This window comes from Collinsella sp. AM43-1, from assembly GCF_003467925.1.
Taxonomy (GTDB): Bacteria; Actinomycetota; Coriobacteriia; order Coriobacteriales; family Coriobacteriaceae; genus Collinsella.
Window position 1 is genome coordinate 18364 of sequence record NZ_QSFR01000017.1, and the last position, 19775, is coordinate 38138.

General features: G+C 50.9%; 15 protein-coding genes and 3 tRNA genes. All 18 read right to left on the minus strand.

Translation table 11 applies throughout. The annotated features are described in order from the left end of the window. Positions 1–240: 240 nt before the first annotated feature. The 18 genes from DW925_RS08160 to DW925_RS08250 all read right to left on the minus strand — a co-directional run bounded on the left by DW925_RS08160 (position 241) and on the right by DW925_RS08250 (position 19772). A tRNA-Ile gene (locus tag DW925_RS08160) sits at positions 241–316 on the minus strand. 198 nt (positions 317–514) lie between these two features. Beyond that, positions 515–587, minus strand: a tRNA-Ala gene (locus tag DW925_RS08165). Positions 588–954: 367 nt separating this feature from the next. Continuing rightward, the gene (locus DW925_RS08170) at positions 955–2112 is read right to left on the minus strand and encodes a hypothetical protein (RefSeq protein WP_147330249.1); all 1158 of its coding nucleotides are present in this window, start codon (positions 2110–2112) and stop codon (positions 955–957) included. Positions 2113–2481: 369 nt separating this feature from the next. Beyond that, a tRNA-Val gene (locus DW925_RS08175) sits at positions 2482–2556 on the minus strand. 138 nt (positions 2557–2694) lie between these two features. Further along, positions 2695–3504, minus strand: coding sequence for a DUF3825 domain-containing protein (locus tag DW925_RS08180; RefSeq protein WP_117583156.1), 810 nt, complete (start codon positions 3502–3504; stop codon positions 2695–2697). A gap of 336 nt (positions 3505–3840) precedes the next feature. Further along, positions 3841–4626, minus strand: a complete 786-nt coding sequence (locus DW925_RS08185; RefSeq protein ID WP_117583155.1) for a hypothetical protein — start codon at positions 4624–4626, stop codon at positions 3841–3843. A gap of 124 nt (positions 4627–4750) precedes the next feature. Further along, on the minus strand, positions 4751–5614 hold the full coding sequence (locus tag DW925_RS08190) for a hypothetical protein (protein ID WP_117583154.1): 864 nt from the start codon (positions 5612–5614) through the stop codon (positions 4751–4753). A gap of 441 nt (positions 5615–6055) precedes the next feature. Further along, entirely contained in the window at positions 6056–7156 is a 1101-nt protein-coding gene (locus DW925_RS08195) for a hypothetical protein (RefSeq protein WP_117583153.1), read from the minus strand. 218 nt (positions 7157–7374) lie between these two features. Continuing rightward, on the minus strand, positions 7375–9165 hold the full coding sequence (locus DW925_RS08200; RefSeq protein WP_117716109.1) for a hypothetical protein: 1791 nt from the start codon (positions 9163–9165) through the stop codon (positions 7375–7377). A gap of 248 nt (positions 9166–9413) precedes the next feature. Further along, complete coding sequence (locus tag DW925_RS08205; protein ID WP_199409667.1) at positions 9414–9719, minus strand: UDP binding domain-containing protein; 306 nt, start codon at positions 9717–9719, stop codon at positions 9414–9416. Between the two features lie 73 nt (positions 9720–9792). Continuing rightward, complete coding sequence (locus DW925_RS08210) at positions 9793–12234, minus strand: ATP-binding protein (protein WP_117790789.1); 2442 nt, start codon at positions 12232–12234, stop codon at positions 9793–9795. Between the two features lie 318 nt (positions 12235–12552). Continuing rightward, positions 12553–13380, minus strand: a complete 828-nt coding sequence (locus DW925_RS08215; protein WP_117583149.1) for a DUF2971 domain-containing protein — start codon at positions 13378–13380, stop codon at positions 12553–12555. Between the two features lie 243 nt (positions 13381–13623). Then, positions 13624–14862 (minus strand): hypothetical protein, encoded by a 1239-nt coding sequence (locus DW925_RS08220; protein ID WP_147330248.1) that lies wholly within the window; start codon positions 14860–14862, stop codon positions 13624–13626. A 626-nt stretch (positions 14863–15488) separates the two neighbouring features. Beyond that, the gene (locus DW925_RS08230; protein WP_117583146.1) at positions 15489–15869 is read right to left on the minus strand and encodes a hypothetical protein; all 381 of its coding nucleotides are present in this window, start codon (positions 15867–15869) and stop codon (positions 15489–15491) included. A gap of 31 nt (positions 15870–15900) precedes the next feature. Then, the gene (locus tag DW925_RS08235; RefSeq protein ID WP_117583145.1) at positions 15901–17115 is read right to left on the minus strand and encodes an ATP-grasp domain-containing protein; all 1215 of its coding nucleotides are present in this window, start codon (positions 17113–17115) and stop codon (positions 15901–15903) included. Further along, entirely contained in the window at positions 17112–18191 is a 1080-nt protein-coding gene (locus tag DW925_RS08240; protein WP_199409666.1) for a PseG/SpsG family protein, read from the minus strand. Before DW925_RS08240 ends, DW925_RS08235 begins: the two co-directional genes overlap by 4 nt. A 3-nt stretch (positions 18192–18194) precedes the next feature. Beyond that, positions 18195–18668: a GNAT family N-acetyltransferase gene (locus DW925_RS08245; protein ID WP_158551934.1), complete on the minus strand. Its 474-nt coding sequence runs from the start codon at positions 18666–18668 to the stop codon at positions 18195–18197. Positions 18669–18728: 60 nt separating this feature from the next. After that, positions 18729–19772 carry an NAD(P)-dependent oxidoreductase gene (locus DW925_RS08250; RefSeq protein ID WP_199409665.1) on the minus strand — a complete coding sequence of 348 codons (1044 nt, stop codon included), beginning with the start codon at positions 19770–19772 and terminating at the stop codon, positions 18729–18731. Positions 19773–19775: the final 3 nt, after the last annotated feature.

Below are 19775 nucleotides of genomic sequence, written 5' to 3' on the forward strand. Positions count from 1 at the left end.
GACCATGGCGTCTCGGGCAGAAATAAAACCGCAGGTAGACGGCCTGCGGTTTTCGCGAAATACGGGGTATGGTCGAGGGGTCGGGGTTAAACGTAGTAGATGGGCCGGTTTCGTGGCGGCGGCATCGCAGGCAGCCGACCGAGGGCGTCCGGAAGTGAGCAAGCAGGCTATTTGCAAGTGAAAACTAATGCCATGAAAAAGAAAACAGCCCAGACATATTGCCTGACCTGTTGAAAAACCTGGTGGGCCCTCCGGGATTCGAACCCAGAACCCAGGGATTATGAGTCCCCTGCGCTAACCGTTGCGCCAAGAGCCCTTATAAAGTGGCGCTTGCAGTTGGGGTGGCAGAACAGCCTCCAACGCTTTGAACCACGATGTGAAATACTACCATGCGCGCGGCACCCGTTCAACGCACGATCTTGTCGACCAGGAGGATCATGCTGCCGCCTTTGACCTTGTGTGCCTATATGAAAAAAGGCCCCAACTTGCGTTGGAGCCTCATTCAATGCTCGGGTGGAGACGAGGGGGATCGAACCCCTGACCTCTTGACTGCCAGTCAAGCGCTCTCCCAGCTGAGCTACGCCCCCGTGCGAAGAAGTACTATACGGGAACTCGGACCACGATGCAAGGACAATTTTGGAAAATTTCGCAGTCGCGGCGCGTTCCGCCATCCGCCCAACGGCCGTCTTGCCGGCGCCAGGCCCATTACCGGGGCCGACCGCGCCCCCGCCGACCCGGCGATTCCAAAACCATGCCGGTTTACGGGGCCAGGCCGGGAACCCCCGAGCATGCCGTAATCGGTAAAATCAAAATCGCAGGTAGGCGACTTGCGCATTCCGTGAAATGCAGGGTATGGACGGCCGGTCCGGGTCCAGCCCCGTAATCCGGCACAGTTTTGAAATGACATTAATTCACTAACAGGCAAACTAGGTAGTTCTAGCGCCTTGTCGCCGGCTAAATTCCGATTTCCAACCAGTTGCACAAAACATTTGCTCGCAGTCTCGTCTCGGCGCACTTCATTGCCTCAGTTTTGACTTTATAGCGAATCCCTAAACGGTCGCAGACACTTCTGACTATGGTGTCTAGCTGCTTTGAATCGTTGAGCATATCGTGAGTCACCAGGAATACATCGAATCCCATGCTCTGCAACGCAGTCATGCGTTCCGCATCGTGGTCAAGTATTGCACCTGAACCATGAATGACTTCACCTTGGATTTCGATAATTGCCCCTTTCATAAGAATCGGATTTACGATCACGATATCGCCGTAGCAGACCTTTTGACCTGCGATGCTTTGCGCCGATATGGAAAGAGGAGTTAAGTCGTTGGCATAAACGTTCGTGAAGCCAGCGCCGCCAAGACGCCGCGGACGGTTTAGAAGCAAGATTCCTGCAACCTCGAGCGGAGACGCAGCAATGCCGATAACCTGCTGAGCGGCATCATAAAACTGCTTTCCCCACATTTGACTTTTGACCTTGTCGGCGAAACGATGCAGGTCGCTCAGCTCGATGAGCGGCTTTCTCATCCAGAGAGAAGTACCTTTGAGTTTCGTAACCTCTCTTCCATCTTCACGCTTGCTCGTTTGGCTATCATTATCTGGGTCCTTAACGGTTGCGCGGGCATAAACTCGTTTCCAAGGAACCTCGTCTTCGCCTTCTCCAAGTTCGAACAGATCCTGCGTGCTGGAATTGCGATTCTCCTCTACCGCCATTTTTAACTGCATTTCGGCAGCGGGAGCCGGCTCGAAAACAGAAAACCAACCGCAAAGTTCGTACATAGCCAGTACGAGATCTATTTGGGATACAAAGCGTGTCATAGTAAATAACGTGTTAAGCGGATTGGTGACACAAAAGCCTAAATTAGTGTCGATTGTTGTGCCGGCATCCGATGCCCCTTCCCAGCGAATAGTAGAGCGCAATCCCGAGTGGTGATTACAACAACCTGGCGAAGTAACAGCGATAATTGGGGTCTTGAGGACTTCGGTTACAAAAGGGGCTTGGGATAGAGCTCGCCAGCCGTCTTCGGAGTTGGGCAGGCGCGGGTAGAGATTGCGCACCTGCGGTGGGCAGCGCCAATAGCGGAATGCAGTGTTTGCGCAGACGATATCGTCCATTTGCGCCTCCCCTGGTATCGGCCGTAGGCCGTGCGGATTGCGGGCAAGGTCGATTATCTACTGGCGCATCATGCGGGTAAGTACGGGTAGCTGACCAAACACTGACCAAAAGCTTGACGCAATCTATTGAAAATCCGCCATAGACATGAACGTGCTGGTACGAGCTGTGAGCCAGTGGTCTCTGTCTCCACAATTGCGCATAGATTGCGCAGAGAATTCAATGAATGAACGCAGATGCACTTTTCAAAACGTGCGATGACGACAACTAAAGTGAACTGCATAACATACAACGCTTTAGGTAAATTCGGTTCGATTTGGCATCATATGAAAAAAGGCCAGAGGCTTAACACCTCTGACCTGCGCTTTTGATGGTGGGCGATACAAGATTCGAACTTGTGACCCCATCCGTGTGAAGGATATGCTCTACCCCTGAGCCAATCGCCCGTCGCCTTTCGGCAAAAGAGATACTAACATAGCCGCGCGTGGTTTACCAAGAACTTTTTGCCCTCGATTTTAAATTCGTGGGTGCTAGCCAAGCCAAAACAATCAAAGCAATCTGAAAAACCGCAGCTAAACCACCCTTTATCGTTTAATCCACGAGGTCTCGGGACGGCAGATAAGTCGCGCGTTGTTGTAGGCCATGTCGAGCGTGAGGCAGGTGCGTGCGGCGTAGAAACCGTCCTCGCGCTGGATGGTCAGCGCCAGCTCGGGCTTGTCGCCGGTTAGGCACAGCGGCAAGAGCAGCTGGATCCGGCCGCCGTAGAACTGCGGCACGGCGAGTGTGTAGTTGGCGGCGGCGCGGCGGGCGGCCTCGACGACGGCACCCTCAAAGGCGCGGCGCAGCAGCAGCGAGTTACCCTCCCCCATCAGGCTGGCAGGAATGCGCGTCAGGTTCTCCTCGTCGCCCAGAATGTGATCGATGTTGGAGCGGATGGGAAGGCGGTGGTCAAAGACCAGCTCGGAAGGGTCCTCGGCAAAGCGTACGCGGCACGGCAGGTACTCAAACGAGACTAGCATGGGGTCGCTTTCCTTAAAGGAGCCCTTCAAAAACCAGTGCTGGTGCGCGTCGGGCTTGGTGTTGGGCTCAAACAGGCCGTAGGTGGTTTCGTAGCGGCGCGTGTGCAGGCCGGTGTTGAATAGGCAGCGGACGTCGTCGAACACCAGCGGCAAGTTGGACGGGGCGGTCTGGTCCACGTCGCGCTCGGTCAGGAACACCGCGCGGCTAAACGAAAACGACAGGTAGTTTTTGAGGATGCGGTTGCCGGGGCCCCAGTCCTCGGGGTCGGCGAGGTCGACCAGGCGGTCGTAGCAGGGCTCGGGGCAAAACGCGAAGTCGTACACATTGCTGCACAGGGTGCTGGGGATCTCCGTGTGGTGTCCAATCCATTTCATAACTGGAGTGCGGATCCTTAGATTCTATACGCGCGACAGGTCGCCGGCTCGCCACAAAGCAATTGCGACCTTGCTTTTTGACGAGCTTGTCGCGGGAGTGGCTTTCGAAAACGAGGTCGCGGATCCAAGCGAAGTGCGGAGTAAAACCAAGGCCCGTCGACCAGACCCCGGTTTTACGCTTTTGCGACATGCGTTTTTTAAATAGAGGATGTGTTGGGGCTGCTATGGCTGCCATGTAATTTAAAAACAAAAGACCGCTCAACAGATAGGGGTGCCCCGGCATTGGCCGGGGCACCCCGTCTCGGAAGCCATATTGCTTACCTTTAGATCACTTGACTATTTACGAAAAGCAAGGAAAACCGCCGCTGCGATGCATATGATGCCTATCACGAGCGGAAGCCACGCCTTATCTTCTTTATCCTTAACAAGAAAAGCCTCAATTGCGGACGCAAGGACCAGGAATCCGCCGATAATCAGCAGATCAAGCGCAACGAAACGGACGGTCGTTATATCGGAAGAAACCCCTCCGGCATTAACGTTCACAAGCGTGAAGATCGCGGCAAAAATGGCGAAGAGAGCCAGAACGTTGCCATAGATACGAGACTCGATGTTGGCGACTTCGTTCTTTTTATCCTCGACCTTTTTGAGCTCTCCGGCATAGACGTCGGAATAGTCGGCAAGCCCATTAAAATTGAGCTCATCGGAAAAGGCTCCATGGTAAGGATGAGCAACCGTGCCTTCGACGCGCTGGAATGCGACTTGCGCGATACCCTTAGATTTATCAAGGGCAATCGTGTTGCCGCTTACGTTTGTAACACGGTAGAACAGCCGTGTTCCATGACCGGGGAAATATAGCGGCGCATCCAAAGAAAGCCCCTGGCGAATGCGCGAATTGCGTAAAAGAACGCTAGCGGTCAAATCGTTGGGCAGCGCGATACATTCAACGCAAGAGACAAAAGTCGAGTCTCCAGGGCCAAGTTCGACCTCGGATTGCTTGCTTTCGTTAACGTAGAACCCGTCAGTGCGCAAGTCATACGTAACCTGTCCGATGTTCGAAGCATCGGCATTGAGCAGCACCTTGCTGTCGATGAGCTCCTGAATCTTAGTATCGCTCAAGTACATATGAATCACTTCCTTAGGACAACGAGTATAGCACTGAGGTATTGCGCTGGCGGCTGTCCCCAAAGGGGACATAGGGGAAGAAGTTTGAACACATATTTAAGGCTCGGACACGTGGTTGCGATTCCTATTCCTCGTCCGGAAGTAGAAACCTGGTATACATCTGAAAGACGGCAAGAAGAAATAGGTCTTCCATGGTCTCGATTCTCTCGCCATCGAAACCGCCGGGGCACCCGTAGTCCTTATCGTTGGCCTCGTCACCAGAGCCGTAGGTCGCCGCGTAGAATGCAACGGTTAACGCGAATCGGCAGGCCTCAATCTCGGAGCTCGATTCGAATTGATATTCATTTTTCAGATAGGAAATGGGGGCGAAGGAAGCGACCCTGGATTCGAAGGCCTCGGAAAGGACCTTACGGATAAGGTAATCGTACCCCGGGGAACAGCTATCAGGGGGCAGAAAGGAAGAGTCCAGGCACTCAGAAAGAAGGTCAACCCGAGGTTCTGGCAGCCTCTCCCCCGCATACCTTTCGAGGCTGCGAAGCACGTATTTCCCATCATCATAAAGAACGGGTTCGTCTTCTGGGAAGCGGTCACGGAGGGCGGCTTCGACTGCGGTGATGCAACGGACGAACAGGTCATCCTCTCCCCTGACCCGCAAGTCAAGATTGCAGTATTTAAGAATTAGATTCTGTACCTCCGGCACGAGACAACAAAAGTTCCGGTACATCTCACGTGAATAATAAAAAAGGTCATTGTGCATGGCGGCGACAGCGCAAAGCGGAATTAATCCTCTGTCTGAGTAATACTTCGAGATAAACTCGATTGCCTGCGCCTTATTCCCTTCGGCGTGTCTGCGTTCGTCTCTTTCGTCCTGGCGACGCTCGAATTCCTCCATGCGCTTGCTCTGGCAACACTGTTTCTTGCCAATGATGGCTGTCACAATTAAAGAGATAAACGCGCATATTAATTCAGCCAATTCGTTCCACTTCACAAGAAACCCCCACAATACTTAATGGTGTTGCAATTCTATATACCAAGCAATTCTACGCATGGGACGTAGGCCTCGACCGCAACAGCCGGATATACGCAAAAGAGGGGTTAGACCATACTGCTTGCACTATAAATGAATTCAGCGGATCTAAATCCGCCTTGCGCTCGACCCTGATTGTTGCATTGCGGTGCTCTGTGTACTGCCGATATTGCGCTTGGGCACCGGAGCCGACATAAGTCCCGGTGCCCTTTTTGCTGTTTGTGATCTGCACCACCTTATTGTTGAATTCTTTTCTCCCGTATATCAACCCGGGTCTCGTTGCCGCGATTCAGCCCATGGACGCGTCCGTATGGCCTCTGCCTTCGATAATTGGGCGCCTATAAGCAAACAAGCAAATAGCAATGCCTTGTGGATGTCCCTTTCTTCCAAATGGCAGCTATCTCAACAACGACATGCGGCAGCTAGAAGCATTGTACCAAGCAGGAAAAGCGTCACGGAAGCTGCGACCCAGTTGTTGTCGCCGGTCTTGGGGAGTAACGCAGTTGTCGCGGTGGCGGTTGCGGTCTTGGGCTTATAGGACGTGGACACCGTGGTCTTGGTTACTGTCGTTGCTGTCTTGGTTGTCGTGGCCGCGGGTTTCATCGTGGGATTTGCCGTGGGTCCTGTGGTGGGCCCTCCGGCAGCGGGGTTAGCATCGGTGGGAGACCTGTCCACGCTGCCACCTGGCACGTCGCGCCCGTCGGTCTCCCCCGCGGGAGGCGTGGCGACATCGGGCACAACCACCACATGCGGTGCCATCGCACCGGAGGCATCCAACACGCCGCCAGCACCAAAAGCCCCACCAACAGGCGTCACAAACCGCGCGGACACAAGCGACCCGCCCGTGCATGCAACGCCGCCGTCGGTACCGGCCGCATCGAGCCGCGAGGCGTCGACGGAAAGCCGGCAGCCAACCGCACCGTCGCCAAGGCCCGCATCTTGCAGATACACGCCGTAGGCGCGCACGCCCGCTCCGGACCCGGCGCCCGCGGCAACGACGCGTCCGCCGCCGCGCACGGCCATGTCGCCTGCGATCACGCCAGCGACCGCCTCGTCCGTTATATCGGCCCCGCCTGCCCGGGCATCGACGGTGCATTCGTCCACCACGAGCGCCTGCGAAACGTGGATCCCGCACTGCGAGCCCGTCGCCGTTAGGGTCCCGGTGCCGCTAAGCGTCAGGTTGCCCCACACCTCCATGCCGCACAGCGTGATGTCCGCATCGGGCGCATGCGACTCCGTCACGGAGTTTTGCCCGGTAAGCGTCAGCACCAGGTCGCCCTCGGCGCCGATGGCCTCGCCCGCGTAGCCGTTAAGCTCCAGGTGGTCGGCATCGGTCCAGGCCCAGCCGGGGCCCGACACGCCCGGCTCGTAGTACGTCTCGCCCGCGATGATGAGGCTCTCCGCGCCCGCGGCATAAGAAGGCCCGCCCAGCAAAACGCATAGGCAGGCCATGGCAACAATCGCAATGTAATGACGGCTGGTGTGGGACTCGGCAGCAAACATACCCGCTCCGATCTTCGCAGGAGCCAATAGAATGTGCACCAGAAAATGCCCTGGTAGCAGCAGCTATTAGTTTAGCGAGATCAGGCCGTAAGCAAAGAAAACGCCCGTGAACAGTGCCAATAATTAGGTGTAAATCGTTTTGTCAGTCGGCGAAAGGAAGCTTCTCATATGTTGAACAAGCGCATGGCATCAGCAAGGCGTTGAGCAACTAGGCGTAATCACATAACGGCATCAGATTCAGTTGATGCGCACTGCGCCCTTTCGCTCAACGTTTCGATTGCCTCCTTGATGTCATTGCGAATCCATTTAGTTCTCAGTCCGCCCATGCGAGATTTGGACCCCATTTTGACAAGTTGCGCGTCAATCTTTTTTAACCATCCAACGGCTTCATTCAGGCTATGCTTGTCTCTATATCTCTTCATGCCGGTATGAAAAAATGAATGCAGAGAATTTTGTGAGTCGGCGGTTCCTACATAGGTTGACATGGCCACAGTTTCAGCTGGTACATTCAGTATTCTATTTTGGTGCTCGGATTTAATGACTTCTTCAAAAAACGCGGAGATTGTTTTACCTGTGTTCTGGTCAACTATAGAAAACTCAAAACTGATGCGATTTAAATCTCGCTCCCTTTCATCTTGTTCAACCTCAGTTATAAGTTTGTCCATTATGAGATTGGCATCTGTACCATAAAAATCATTAAAATTATCCCGTTCTTGCCTCAAAGCAGCAGCGTCGCACTTGGGGTCGTGATTTGCGGCGAGCCGAAGCGAATCGAGAAGCTTCTCGCGATATGATTCATCCCAGAACCCAAGATTAATAAGATTAAGTGAAAACCCAATGATCTTATAGAACCATTCTTGAGAATACTGCCCCTTAGCTAGCATGTTTTTAAGTTTGTTCGCCAGCAATTCAACCTCACTGTCTTCCAAGCAGTGCAAAGCGCTCCAATGGTATTCCATTTCTTGGGCCTCGACGTCTGCAGCTGAATTGGGGTTTTTCTTCAGCACAAATTTTTTGAATGAACTCTTAACAGTTTCTGGGTTTATATCCTTCCCTTCAGCTAAAGGGGCAAGGGCCCTTGATAAAGTAAGATAGTTGTCATATTCCTGAAGTTCAGACGCATTGAAAATGCTCATTGATTTTTTCGCGTCTTTAGGCTCATCAGGAACTATTCCTGCTGATGCTTGAACTGTATAGCCAACAAAATCTGAGAACGCTTTTACTCTTCCATGAAAATCGATATTTTCATCGAAAAGAACCGACGTATTTAATGCGCAGTTAATAGACGGAATTGATCTTAATAGAGCCCTTATATTGACAAGGGATCCCTTCAGTCCTTCAGCAATAGCATCCATGACTTCGAAGTCGATATGTTTGGGAATGCGCAGCTTGTCCTTTACCATGACTCGGTAAAGCGCCTGTAGGTCTGGCTCATATTCGATTTGGCGTATAACCGCCTTTTCAACAGAACAGTCATCCTCAAAAGACAGGGGCTGATTCCTAACGAGCATCACATGCCAGCCATGGTTTTCGACCATATTGTTAACGAACCCAAGAAATGAACGGTCATCATGGGCGAAGCTACTGCGTTCGCAATCGTCCAATATTACGAGAACTTTCGTCATGTCGATTAAAGACAGCATCAAGTCGGAATTTACTGATATCTGAATTCCTAAATCTGCAATTTTGCTATTTAATGCTGAGGTGCCGGCTTCAATTGCACTTTTCTTAAAAACGTTCATCGCGGTGCCAACGCGATCTTTTGCGTTTTCGTAAATATGGAGTCGTGAAGCCAGAACTCTATTGCAGATCTCATCATAGCCGGAAACGCCAAATAGCGACACGCGACATGTCTTTACGCCTATATCATTTAGAGCGGCTTTAAGATCGTTCTCGCAATAATACGTCTTCCCCGAACCCCATTCGCCATGCAGAACTACAGCTTGAAGGCCAATGGTGTCACATTGCATGTATTTTTTAATTGCCTCGGTGATTTCTTTTGCTTGCATTGCGTGTTCTCCAATCGGTCATTCCTGGATTTGCAGCACTAGATCAAGTGTTTGCTGAGTCAATATATTTAGCAGCTAATGCCTTCCCTACATGCTGATCTTGCTGAACTCGCACATTCGGTATTCGTTATTGTAATTGCTGATAACTACGAAAGACGGGGCGTATCGGCGCTAGCCGATACGCCCCGTCCTCAGCTAAGGTGACTTCGCTGCAGGTCAGGCCCTACCTAGCGCAGGCGGTCTCTCCCCTAATCCCGCTTAAACAGACCCATCGTGTACACCTTGTCCGCCACGTCAGCGAGCTCTTCGCTCCAACGGTTGGCGACAATCACGTCGCAGCCAGCCTTGAAGGCCTCCAGGTCGTGGGCCACTTCGGAGTCGAAGAACTCCGGCGCGTCCAGCGTGGGCTCGTAGACCACCACGGGCACGCCCTTGCCCTTAACGCACTTTATGACGCCCTTGATGGAGCTCGCTCGTAAGTTGTCGCTGTTTGACTTTGTCGTCAGACAGCACACGCCTTGGACCGGCCACTGCTCGCCCATGCAACTATTCACAACAAGAGCTTACATGAAGCATGCACCGTTCTATAAAGATGCTTGGATTATCCGACTAGAACCCAAGACCGAATCAACATGATTCGATGAATAGTTTCTCTACAGCTCTTATATCATTTTGATATTGAGCCATTTCATATCGGTAATCGTCGGCAGTGTCGACAACGCGGTCTTCCCTATCGTCTTTATACTCAAGATTCAAATCCCATACAAATTCGGAAACGCAATCTTTAACTACTTCCTCTACCTGGTCTAACGAAATGTCTTCCGTTAGAAATTCACCTAAACCGTCACAAAAACCATAAAGTATCGAATATGGATTTAAATTCTTGAGCATCGCATCGTGAATCTTCTTTTTTACAAACGTTTCCCAATCCTCGATATAACAGTCGAACATCGAAGGTTGATATTCAGATTCCCAATCACGACCATTACCAAAGCTCTCAACGGAATCTATGACATATTCTTTAAGCCAACGATTCGCTTCCGCCTTAAGCGCAAGTGAAAGACGTCCAGAAACTTTATCGGAGACATTCAGTATCTTTTTAGCTCTTTCAAGGTCTTCCAATAAGTCATAGGCTGTTAAATAGCTTGTACCTATCGCTAAATGACTCAAGTTCAAAAAGGAGCATAGCAATTCCGCATAGTATGGGCTGTTATAGAAAGCACCCCGACCTGAGCCAACCAGCAAAAGCGAAACAGATTCCCAGGCTTTAGTGTTTTCTGAATCGAGCATTTCACTCAGAAGAGATCCAATCCATTCAAAATCACTATCGATAAGAAGACCAATAATCTGTCGCAATACAGAACAAACATAATGCTCCGGACATAGACGAAGCCAAGATCCAGGGCAATCAACTTTAAGGGTTAAAACCTCGCCTTTAATGGCCCTGAATTTAAATGCGTCGATAACGGACCTATCTGTATTGACCTTAAAAATGGTTTCTAGCTGATCGGCATATATTGCTGATTCCACTATCGCTGTAGACTCTAGGGTATTTCCAGCAAGAAAGGCGGCACAGTAATCATTAACAGAAGGGTTAATCATTGCAACATGCCGCTCACCATCGATAACAACCGTTTTGATTACGGCCGACTCAAGGCGCTTGATTGCACGATCAAAGCAATCGATAGAACAATCAATCCCATAAGATAGTTTGATTCTAGAATTAAAGGCAGTTTTTAGATGTGACAGGCTTACGAATTTCTTTCCAAACGAAAATAGTTGAAAAGCAAGAACTCTCTCTTCCTCACCAAGACGCTCTTCGAATTCGTTTTTCCAGATATCAATAGGGTTATTAAGACGTGAAACAATCTCTGAACAGTAATTGTTCAAATCACATTGCTCAATAAATTCCGGGCGAGAACAATACTCAATCACACGAGGATTATAGTTGGCGTGTTCACAAATCTTAACGCAGCCCGCTTTATCTTTATCGACTTTTTTAGATAGCGCCTCTATGTACGGCTGCGGTACGTTTTCGAATCGCAAGTTAGAAAGAAGTATTCGAGCTTTGTCCAATAAGGCCATGGAACTGGTGTCTATTAAAACAAGCTGATCATCAAGTTTGCGAATCAAACGATGAAAAGAATCGTCCTTCCTACCAGCTTCGTTGAGAATGGAAATGCGTGAATTGAGAATTATCTTTCGCTTGTCAGATTTCTTAACCATAAAAAGTAAGCTGCTAATCAGGCGCAGCAACTTTGAATCGACATCAAGAAAAATCTGTCCAAGGAAATCATCTAGTACAATAAGTTCCGGTAGGTTGGAATCGGGCGAAGATGCGCTAATTACGCCCTCCAATTCATAGCATGAAGAATAGAGAACGCGATAACCAGCTGCGGACATTTGAAGGGCGAGCATTTGTGTAAGTGTGGTTTTGCCCGTACCCGGATCGCCGGTGATGATTAGACAGGGGTTTGATTCGAGAATATTGACCGCCCTGTTAAATAGAGCGGTTTGGACAAATAAGGATTTGCGTTCATCGATATTAGCAAGATACAAATCACAGCCTACAAAGAATGACCTGTTGTACAGGTTTTGCAGCACATTGGCCCCAGCAATCCATAGCTTAAAATGATTACGCAGAATATCTGAATTAGACTCATCAGAAAGGAGCTGGTCAAGCTTAACGGAATCCAGTAGTTTGAAATCTTGAACACCGAGAGCTTCCGCCTTAGAAAACAATCGCTGTTGGAATTCTCTCGTAACGCCAGAGGCCACAGTAAGTATTAAACATCTGGAGGGAAGATTACCGCGAGAGTCTAGCTGTTTAATCAAAGCTAATAAAGTTGATTCAAGCCTGGAATAACGCACATGCTGAGTCCAATGCTTGGCTTGAACGACAACCGATGGACAGGCATGAGAACCACAGAAATAAAAATCGGAGGCATCTATCCCGCCATCCCTGCCCTCGGTATAGCAGGACAGCTTAATATGCATAAGCTTTTCGGCGACATCACGACTGAGCAACTCAAACTCATAGCTATCAAGCGCGGAATAATTAAATTGCATATGCCGAGCTCCAAAAGAACAAACAAGAATACTCCTTGCAGTATAACCATGTTTAATAGTCAAGGACGATAAGTTCGGGTGGGCAGTAATTATTTAGACCCTTAATAAGTAGCAAATTGGCTTTAATAAGAAGGGGCATATCGGCAGCCACTTGTCAGCCCTTCCCTTATTGCGGATATGCAGTTATCAGTAAGAACTTCTAGAGCTGTCCAAAAGTGCGATCTGATTATTTGCGCATTGGATTAGAAGAGTATCGGCTCCCCCACCATGAATTCGCAGACAACACATGGGAACCTCCGGCATCATATTGCTGCCTATTTAAACCAACTCAATCGAGCTTTCTGCAACATCAATGCCAGGTGCGTATTTCTGCACTAATTCATCCAGAATTAATCGGTTCCCCGGCGTCATCTTTGGGGAAGCGACGATCTTCATCGAAGAAAATGCTTCGTCTGAGATAATCAAATCGTAAAAGGAAGGAATTTCGGGATCGCATCTATCAAGTATGACCTCAGTGGCCCTCTTAACTGCTTCAACATCACCCTTGATTACAGAGGCGATGCCCACAGGAACTGCCGTCAAAACATATCGCCATTCGTTTTGGTATGACCAGGCAGTAGCTTTGTGAATCCCAAGTGTGTTTAAATCGGCTTCTATCCAGCCGTTTTCGAAGTTACGGATCAACTTTGGAAACAGAAGCGACTTATCGTTCGTATACTGGACTTCATGAAGCATCTCAACGCTTCGGGCCATTTCTTTAAAATGATATTTTTTATCCCAAAAGTCTTCGAGCGGCAATTGAAGTCCATCAAACTTGCCACCAGGAGTATTCAAAACTGCGTCACTAGATAGCTTACTTAGGCTTTCGGTAGACACAGAGTACCGCTTAAACGGATGACTCTTCATTTGGATTCTTACTCCACATTCAGCTCCAGCATACTCGCGCCACATGGGGATGCTTTCCTCATCAGAAGAGGTCCAACAACTGACGAGCTTCATTTTTCCAAGATTTTGAGAGTCTGCTGAACGCTGTTCTTGTGGGTCGTCAACCTTATCTAACCGGCTGAACCTGATAGTTCGATTATGCAGAATCAAGGCCAGCGTATCTAGGCTTGCATAATGATAGAGAACGGCGGGTGCTTCCATGTTTGGCTCCTAGCTATAACAATGAGTCCATATCACTGTTCATCAAAATTTATAGACGCGGTCGTCGACGCTCCAATGCCAATTAGGGCGGCGCACCTTAATCCTTGCCTTGCGAGTGCAAACGCGGAGATGGCCAGAGATGACCGTCGCTGGCATATCGCTTTCACACCCACAGCTCGATGATTGACGCACATGTGCACCACGATTTACGCCGTGCATGCACATCGGCGTTAAGTCCAATCCTTACCACAGCCCACTTCCAATGAAATGGAATAAGACACCACGAAATACCATAATTTCCCGAGCCATCAAAATGCAATCGCGAACCATTTCAAGCAAATAGGTGTTGCCTCGAGAATCGTTGGTCCCATCCTCACGCAAAGTGCGAATGACTTGAGTCGCGCAGTCGAAATCCGTCCGATTATGACTAAATGCATTGCGCAGAACCGGATTCCAACACTGCTTGATATGGCCAGTAAATGAGCCCGTACCGACAGCGTTGAATCGCTTTGCCTTAGGGGCTACAGAAAGTTTGTCGAACGACTTTGCACCTAGATCTACGCCTTTGGGCATGACATCGAACGCCCCGTTACATTCGATGTTGTCGAGCCCGATAAACAGAACAAGCAGGCTGCCAATAAGCTCATATTCCCGACAATAAAGCTTCTCAATATCACTAGGAGTGCAGCAGAACGTACCGTACTTTTCCAAGTCATAGGCGTCTCCCGCCATAAGAAAAGTAAAACCGTTGAGGAGAACCGGAAATGATCCGGCTACGGAATCCAGAACTTCGTTGATTTCAGCAAGCAGCGACTTGGCAGTCATATCGGTTTTGAGGTAGTAACCTGCTAGGCCGGAAAGCGCCTCTGCCTCTAGACAAGAAACGAGTTTTTCACATTCAACAGCGCGCTCATGCGCGTCGCTTCCCGCAATCATGGGGAGACCGAGCCAAGACATTCTCGCGATTCGGCTCAGCAAGGAATAGTGTCGATTGTCCTCGCCTAACAGTTTGCGCTCGAATTCCGAAAGAACCTTATCCGCATAATCGTCATGCCCATCGCAATACAGTTGAAGAGCGGTCCTCAGGGTAGGCCAGTCTTCGCGGTAATAATGAAGACAATAAACCATATTACTCACGTACTCGCTGAGTTCATCAAATGGAATCAGCTCAGAGGCTCTGATAAAGGGGCTTGTCATGCAGGCACGATGTTCTACAGATATTTTATATGACGGAAGCTCACCAGATAACTCCACCATAACTCGGGCGCAATCTAAATTTCCACCCATGGAGGCAACCGTGCCAGGGTCGAGCTTAAAATCAATCAAAGCGCAGCTCGGGTCAAGGCGAACCGCTCCGTCGATGCGGTTCCGGCACTGCGGACACAAGTATCTAACCGGATAGTCATTAACAAATCCAGCCTGGACGCGCACACGATGCACGCATCCACATACTCCACAAGTGACAAAGAAGTTCTTGACCACGAACACCTCCAATTAACCTCGCTGATTGCGCGAATCTGAATTAACCAGCAGTTTCTAAATCTGATGCAAAGGCTATAAAAGAGAATTACAAAATCCCCTCGTATCTCCCGCGAACATCCTCGAAATCGTGCTGTCATCCTTATTCTATAAACAATGCCCAAAGCGGCGTCTTGATAACCCCTCACCAATCGCCGAATCGGCAAATCTGCGTGAGCGGCAAGATAATTCATCGGGCGAAATCAAAAGCTGGATAAACCTCGACGAGAGCGACCACAAGATTACGGCGAACGCCTCACTCGAAGTCCTTGTTCCTCAATCTCGATACGTAACGATCGAGCTCGTAAAGGGCGTCAATGTAGAGCTGGGCGACATCTCGAACACCCCCAATGTCAAAGCAAAACCCTTGGAAATGGAGTCCGCCGTCCTCGTTCGAATCTTCCGAGTATGTTACCAGGACGACATCATCGTCCCGAAGGTACAACTCGACGTCATACAGTCGTTCTTCTGCGATCTTGGAAGCTGTACAAATAAGGACGGACCGCTTTGTTAGCTAGTAACAAAGCGGTCCGTCCTCAAAAATGCAAGCATTAACTATTGAGACGATAAATGTCCTATCGTTTTAGTTGCTACTCTTGTTTACCCTTCTTAATTGAATCAGCCAACGCGCTTGCAAAGAGATCTTGCATTTGTGGTGCTGCCATCAAATTTCCGACAAGGGAACCCATCAGCTGCTTGGTCATTTCATTCTGCGCGTTGGAGTTCGCCAGCTCGAGGGAATATCTATGCTCCGCTTCGAGTTTCTCCATCTCAAGCTTATGGGTCTCCTTTAAGTTGTCCAAATCAACTTCGTGCTGTTTCATGAGCTTTTCGATTTCATGCTCATTTGCTTCCTTGAGCGTTCGAATTTCCGAAGCGGATTTATTGTGGGCTACCAAATAAGAGCTGAAGCCGGAAATTATCGCGGCAAGTATCGAAACGATATACGGCGCAATAATCGATACATCCATAATACTTTCCTAACACCAATTCCAAAATGCGCTAGCTCAGGTTTACCTTAATCTGTCCAAGTGCCCATTCAGCTCGTGCCGCAGCTTCATCGGCGTTATCGCCGCTGCATACGACATGTCCGATTCGGTCATTACTTGAGTGCGGCGTCTCAATAGAATCTCCGGGCTTAAGGTATAGCTCGATTTCCTCAAGGCCTTCAGTGTGGCAGAGATTATCCGCCACATCAATGGAGGATATCGTTCCAGCATGATCCGCAGTGATAAAGCGAATTGCCGACCCACGATGCGCCTTTACCTCAAAGTCAAACGGCAGTCCAAGAGCTGCGGCCACGGTCCCCTCAACAAAATCGAGACCGGTCGACAGTGGTACGAGTTTGGAAGTAATAAAATCGCCTCCAAGTCGTGCAGCCATCTCGATAACCTTCGGACCCTCGTCGGTGAGCATGATCTCCGTATGCGAAGGTCCAGTCACGATGCCGATGGCATCGATGGTCTTTTTCGCAACTTCGCGAATGGCTTCTTGAGCCTCGATTGGAAGTCTTGAGGGCTCAGAATGGCCAAGCTCGACAAAGAAGGGCGGCTCAGTTGTTAGCTTATCGGTGATGGTTAGAATGGTCGTCTTGCCATCAACCGTCATGCCTTCCACACTCACCTCCCGACCGGTGACTCGCTGCTCGACCATTACAGTTCCCTTACGGGAGAAGCTGCGGAAGAGGTCGAAGAGCTCAGTCGCTGACGTCGCGCGGTCCTCGGGAGTAATGAGCTTTACGCCGCGGCTAGCGGCGGAGTCCGCGGGTTTCGCGATGCAGTCGTAACCGAAGCGCTCCAGGGCGCGTCCGAACTCATCAGCGCTGTTGCACACTTCGAACTCGGGCATGGGCACGCCGTGATCGGCGAGCCTTCTCCGCATGGCATCCTTTTGTGTGGCGCACACTGCGTCAGTTGATGATATGCCGGTGGGAAGCCCGAGCCTCTCGGAGACGACGGCCGCTACCCTTACGGGAGCGTCACTCGTAGATGTAATCACGAAGTCTGCCTGTTCCTCGCGAGCGAGTGCTTCCACAGCTTCGACGTCGAGCGTGCTCGTAAGCGATGAGACGTCGGCGACTTTAAAGCCCACCGCATCGGGGTCATAATCGGCACATACGACGCGGAATCCAAGCCTCTGTGCCGCCATGATGGCGGGTACCTGCAGCCTACTTCCGCCGAGCATCACTACTGTCCTGCGTTGATCTACGTTTGTCATAGCGAGAGTATCTCCTTAGCTATCTTATTTGCGCCGTAGCCGTCTACGAGAGCGTGTGCGCGAGTCGCGAGGGCTACGGCCCTGTCATGAGACGCGACGAGATCCTCGAGCCGATTAACGCTTTCAATTGCGGTGGCGTGCGGCTCGTTGCCCATGAGTCCGCAGTATTCCACAGCCCCTAGTTTCGCGAGAGACTCAGCGCTCTGCACCTGTTCCTCAACCATCGCAAAAGTTACAGAGGGAAGACCTGCAGCGAAAAGCTCGTACACCGTCGTGCCATTTGCAGAGACGGCGGCATCACATTGACCCATCAGCCCAGCCATATCAGTGACGGCGCGAAGCATCTTAACCCTAGAGCTTCTCGATTCAATGAGCTCAACCTTTGCAGCGACATCGTCAGAGACCATTCTGCCTACTACCGCTGTGAAGGTGATGTTGGAAAGACGCTTATCGGAAAGAGCCACACCTAAGAAAGTAGGGAGAAAGCCCTGAGGATCCGTGTTTCCCGTAGTCACGAGAACGTGTTCAATCTCGGCGCTGCATTCACGATATGCACTGGCGAAGCATGGTCTAAGCGGTGCGTATTTGGGACCGAAAAGGAGTTTCGTCCCACGATCACCATATGTTTCCTCATAGAATGCCTCATCGATACAAGTCGAGTAATTAATGATAAGGGAAAGTTTGCCGAGATCTCCGTCTTTGCTGCCGAGATAGCATACCTTGGCGTGCTGAGCGAGGCAGTCGACGAATTCCCTAGACACCGAGTAGGTGTCAACAAGGACGATTGGAAGTTCGGCGTCGTCGCAGAGACGACAAAGCTCATCGGCCCCATCTCCGATATCTCTCCAGTTGGACCCGAGAACGGACGTTGCGAAGCCCCGGGACTCTATGAGCTGGACGGAGTTGCCATCCGAAAGGACGAATGAGACATCAGCGCCAAGGCCCGCGAGTGCGTCGGCCACGGAAAGGCAACGCATGACGTGGCCTCCCGCAATCACCGCGTTGGCGTCAGTGCGTATTAAGACTTTCCTTCGTGAAGTGTTCACCATTTTCATCTTACCAATTTCGTTTCTCATACATTATGAAACCCTCTTCTCGTCGACGAACTTCCCGCGTTCGTTGAATCCGTTCGAAAGAAGAGCCTTCGAGCTTTTGGGGTTCGATTTAAGTACGCTGGCTTTAATGCGAACCACGCCCTCGATAGAGAACGCTACGCGGCAGAGAAGGTTAACGATCTCCTTGGCGTAGCCCTTGCCACGCTGTAACTCATTCACAATGTAATACAAGCACTCACAGGAATCGCCTTCGAAGTACTTAAGGACGGCGCTGCCGATAAAGAACTCGCCAACGCAAACCGCGAAGGAAACCTGTCTGTGATCCACCAAGTCGTTCTCGAAATACCTGCGGTGCGCCCCAGGATTCGGCACTGCAGACCCAGTAAAATCGCCCGTATACCAGAGGTCCGAAACCCAATCATAGGTCCTCGCGACGTCATAGGAGACAAATCGCCAGAGCGAAACTCTTCCGAAGGGGAGCTGGATGTAGCATTCCATATGCATCCCGCCGCTTTTTCTAAGCACGAGGATTAAAAGAGAGGGTGCCCGGTGCGACCCCTAGTCTAGGAGACCCCCGCTCGGTTTATGGGTAGCATCAAACAGCGTGGGCATCACGCCTCTCTCCTCCTCAACCTTCCAGTCTGCCATCAAATCGCGGAAATCGGCAAAAGCAGGAGCATAGCCGAAATCGCACGCCGCGCGGGAGATGTCGAACGAGTAAGGCTGGATGCCGTTCGGCCTGGTTTCGTCGACGCAGACCTCGGAGGTGCCAGCGGCTCCCGAAAAGACGTCGGCTATCGCCTCAGCCTGCTCGCGGAGGGAAACCGCGCGCCCCGAGCCGATGTTGTATAGGCCAGAGGCTGACTCGCTTTCTCCCGCTTTTATAAATGCTTGCGCGACATCCTTGACGTAGACGATATCTCTGACCGCCGCGTCAGCATCGCCGAATACGGTTATGTCCTCGCCTACCTTCGCCTTGTCAACGAAAAGGCCAATGCCCGACTTCTTGACAGCGCCGTTGACCCTGAGCGAGCCGTGAGGACCACAGCCGTAAACTGGGGGGAGCCTGAAGACACAGTTTCTCATGCCGTACTGCTCGTTGTAGTAGAAAAGCAGGTCCGCGGAGGCATTCTTCGAGATAACGTAGGCGGCGTGGTCGCCGTCCAGCCTAAAGTTCCGCGGCCAGTCCTCGCGCACGGGCTCCGAAGCGCTCCAGCTGTTCTGGACGTCTGCGTAGGAAGTGGTGGAAACGATCCGGCGCACGCCGTTCTTGCGCGCCCACTCGAGGAGCAAGGCGGTCCCCAGGACGTTCGTCCTGATATATTCAGCGGCGTCGTCCTCAGTGGAAAGGTCGAAGGCCGAGTTTGCTGGCAGCCTTCCCGCCAGATGGGCGACGAAATCGAAGTCGGTGGGGAGGGCACCGATGCCAGATGGGTCATCGAGGTCGAGGGGTATGTACTCGACGCCAAGCTTTCGGTAGTGGTCCGTGAATCGCCGGTTCCTGCCCGTGCCGACTACTTCGTAACCAGCGTCGAGTAGTGCATCCACGACATAGGCACCAATGAAGCTCGAGGCACCTATGACAAGACATTTCTTGGTCAAACC

Coding starts and splice junctions, on each gene's coding strand:
- DW925_RS08170 (WP_147330249.1), bottom strand. CDS start 2,112: ATGGACGATATCGTCTGCGCAAACACTGCATTCCGCTATTGGCGCTGC.
- DW925_RS08180 (WP_117583156.1), bottom strand. CDS start 3,504: ATGAAATGGATTGGACACCACACGGAGATCCCCAGCACCCTGTGCAGC.
- DW925_RS08185 (WP_117583155.1), bottom strand. CDS start 4,626: ATGTACTTGAGCGATACTAAGATTCAGGAGCTCATCGACAGCAAGGTG.
- DW925_RS08195 (WP_117583153.1), bottom strand. CDS start 7,156: ATGTTTGCTGCCGAGTCCCACACCAGCCGTCATTACATTGCGATTGTT.
- DW925_RS08200 (WP_117716109.1), bottom strand. CDS start 9,165: ATGCAAGCAAAAGAAATCACCGAGGCAATTAAAAAATACATGCAATGT.
- DW925_RS08210 (WP_117790789.1), bottom strand. CDS start 12,234: ATGCAATTTAATTATTCCGCGCTTGATAGCTATGAGTTTGAGTTGCTC.
- DW925_RS08215 (WP_117583149.1), bottom strand. CDS start 13,380: ATGGAAGCACCCGCCGTTCTCTATCATTATGCAAGCCTAGATACGCTG.
- DW925_RS08230 (WP_117583146.1), bottom strand. CDS start 15,869: ATGGATGTATCGATTATTGCGCCGTATATCGTTTCGATACTTGCCGCG.
- DW925_RS08235 (WP_117583145.1), bottom strand. CDS start 17,115: ATGACAAACGTAGATCAACGCAGGACAGTAGTGATGCTCGGCGGAAGT.
- DW925_RS08240 (WP_199409666.1), bottom strand. CDS start 18,191: ATGAGAAACGAAATTGGTAAGATGAAAATGGTGAACACTTCACGAAGG.
- DW925_RS08245 (WP_158551934.1), bottom strand. CDS start 18,668: ATGGAATGCTACATCCAGCTCCCCTTCGGAAGAGTTTCGCTCTGGCGA.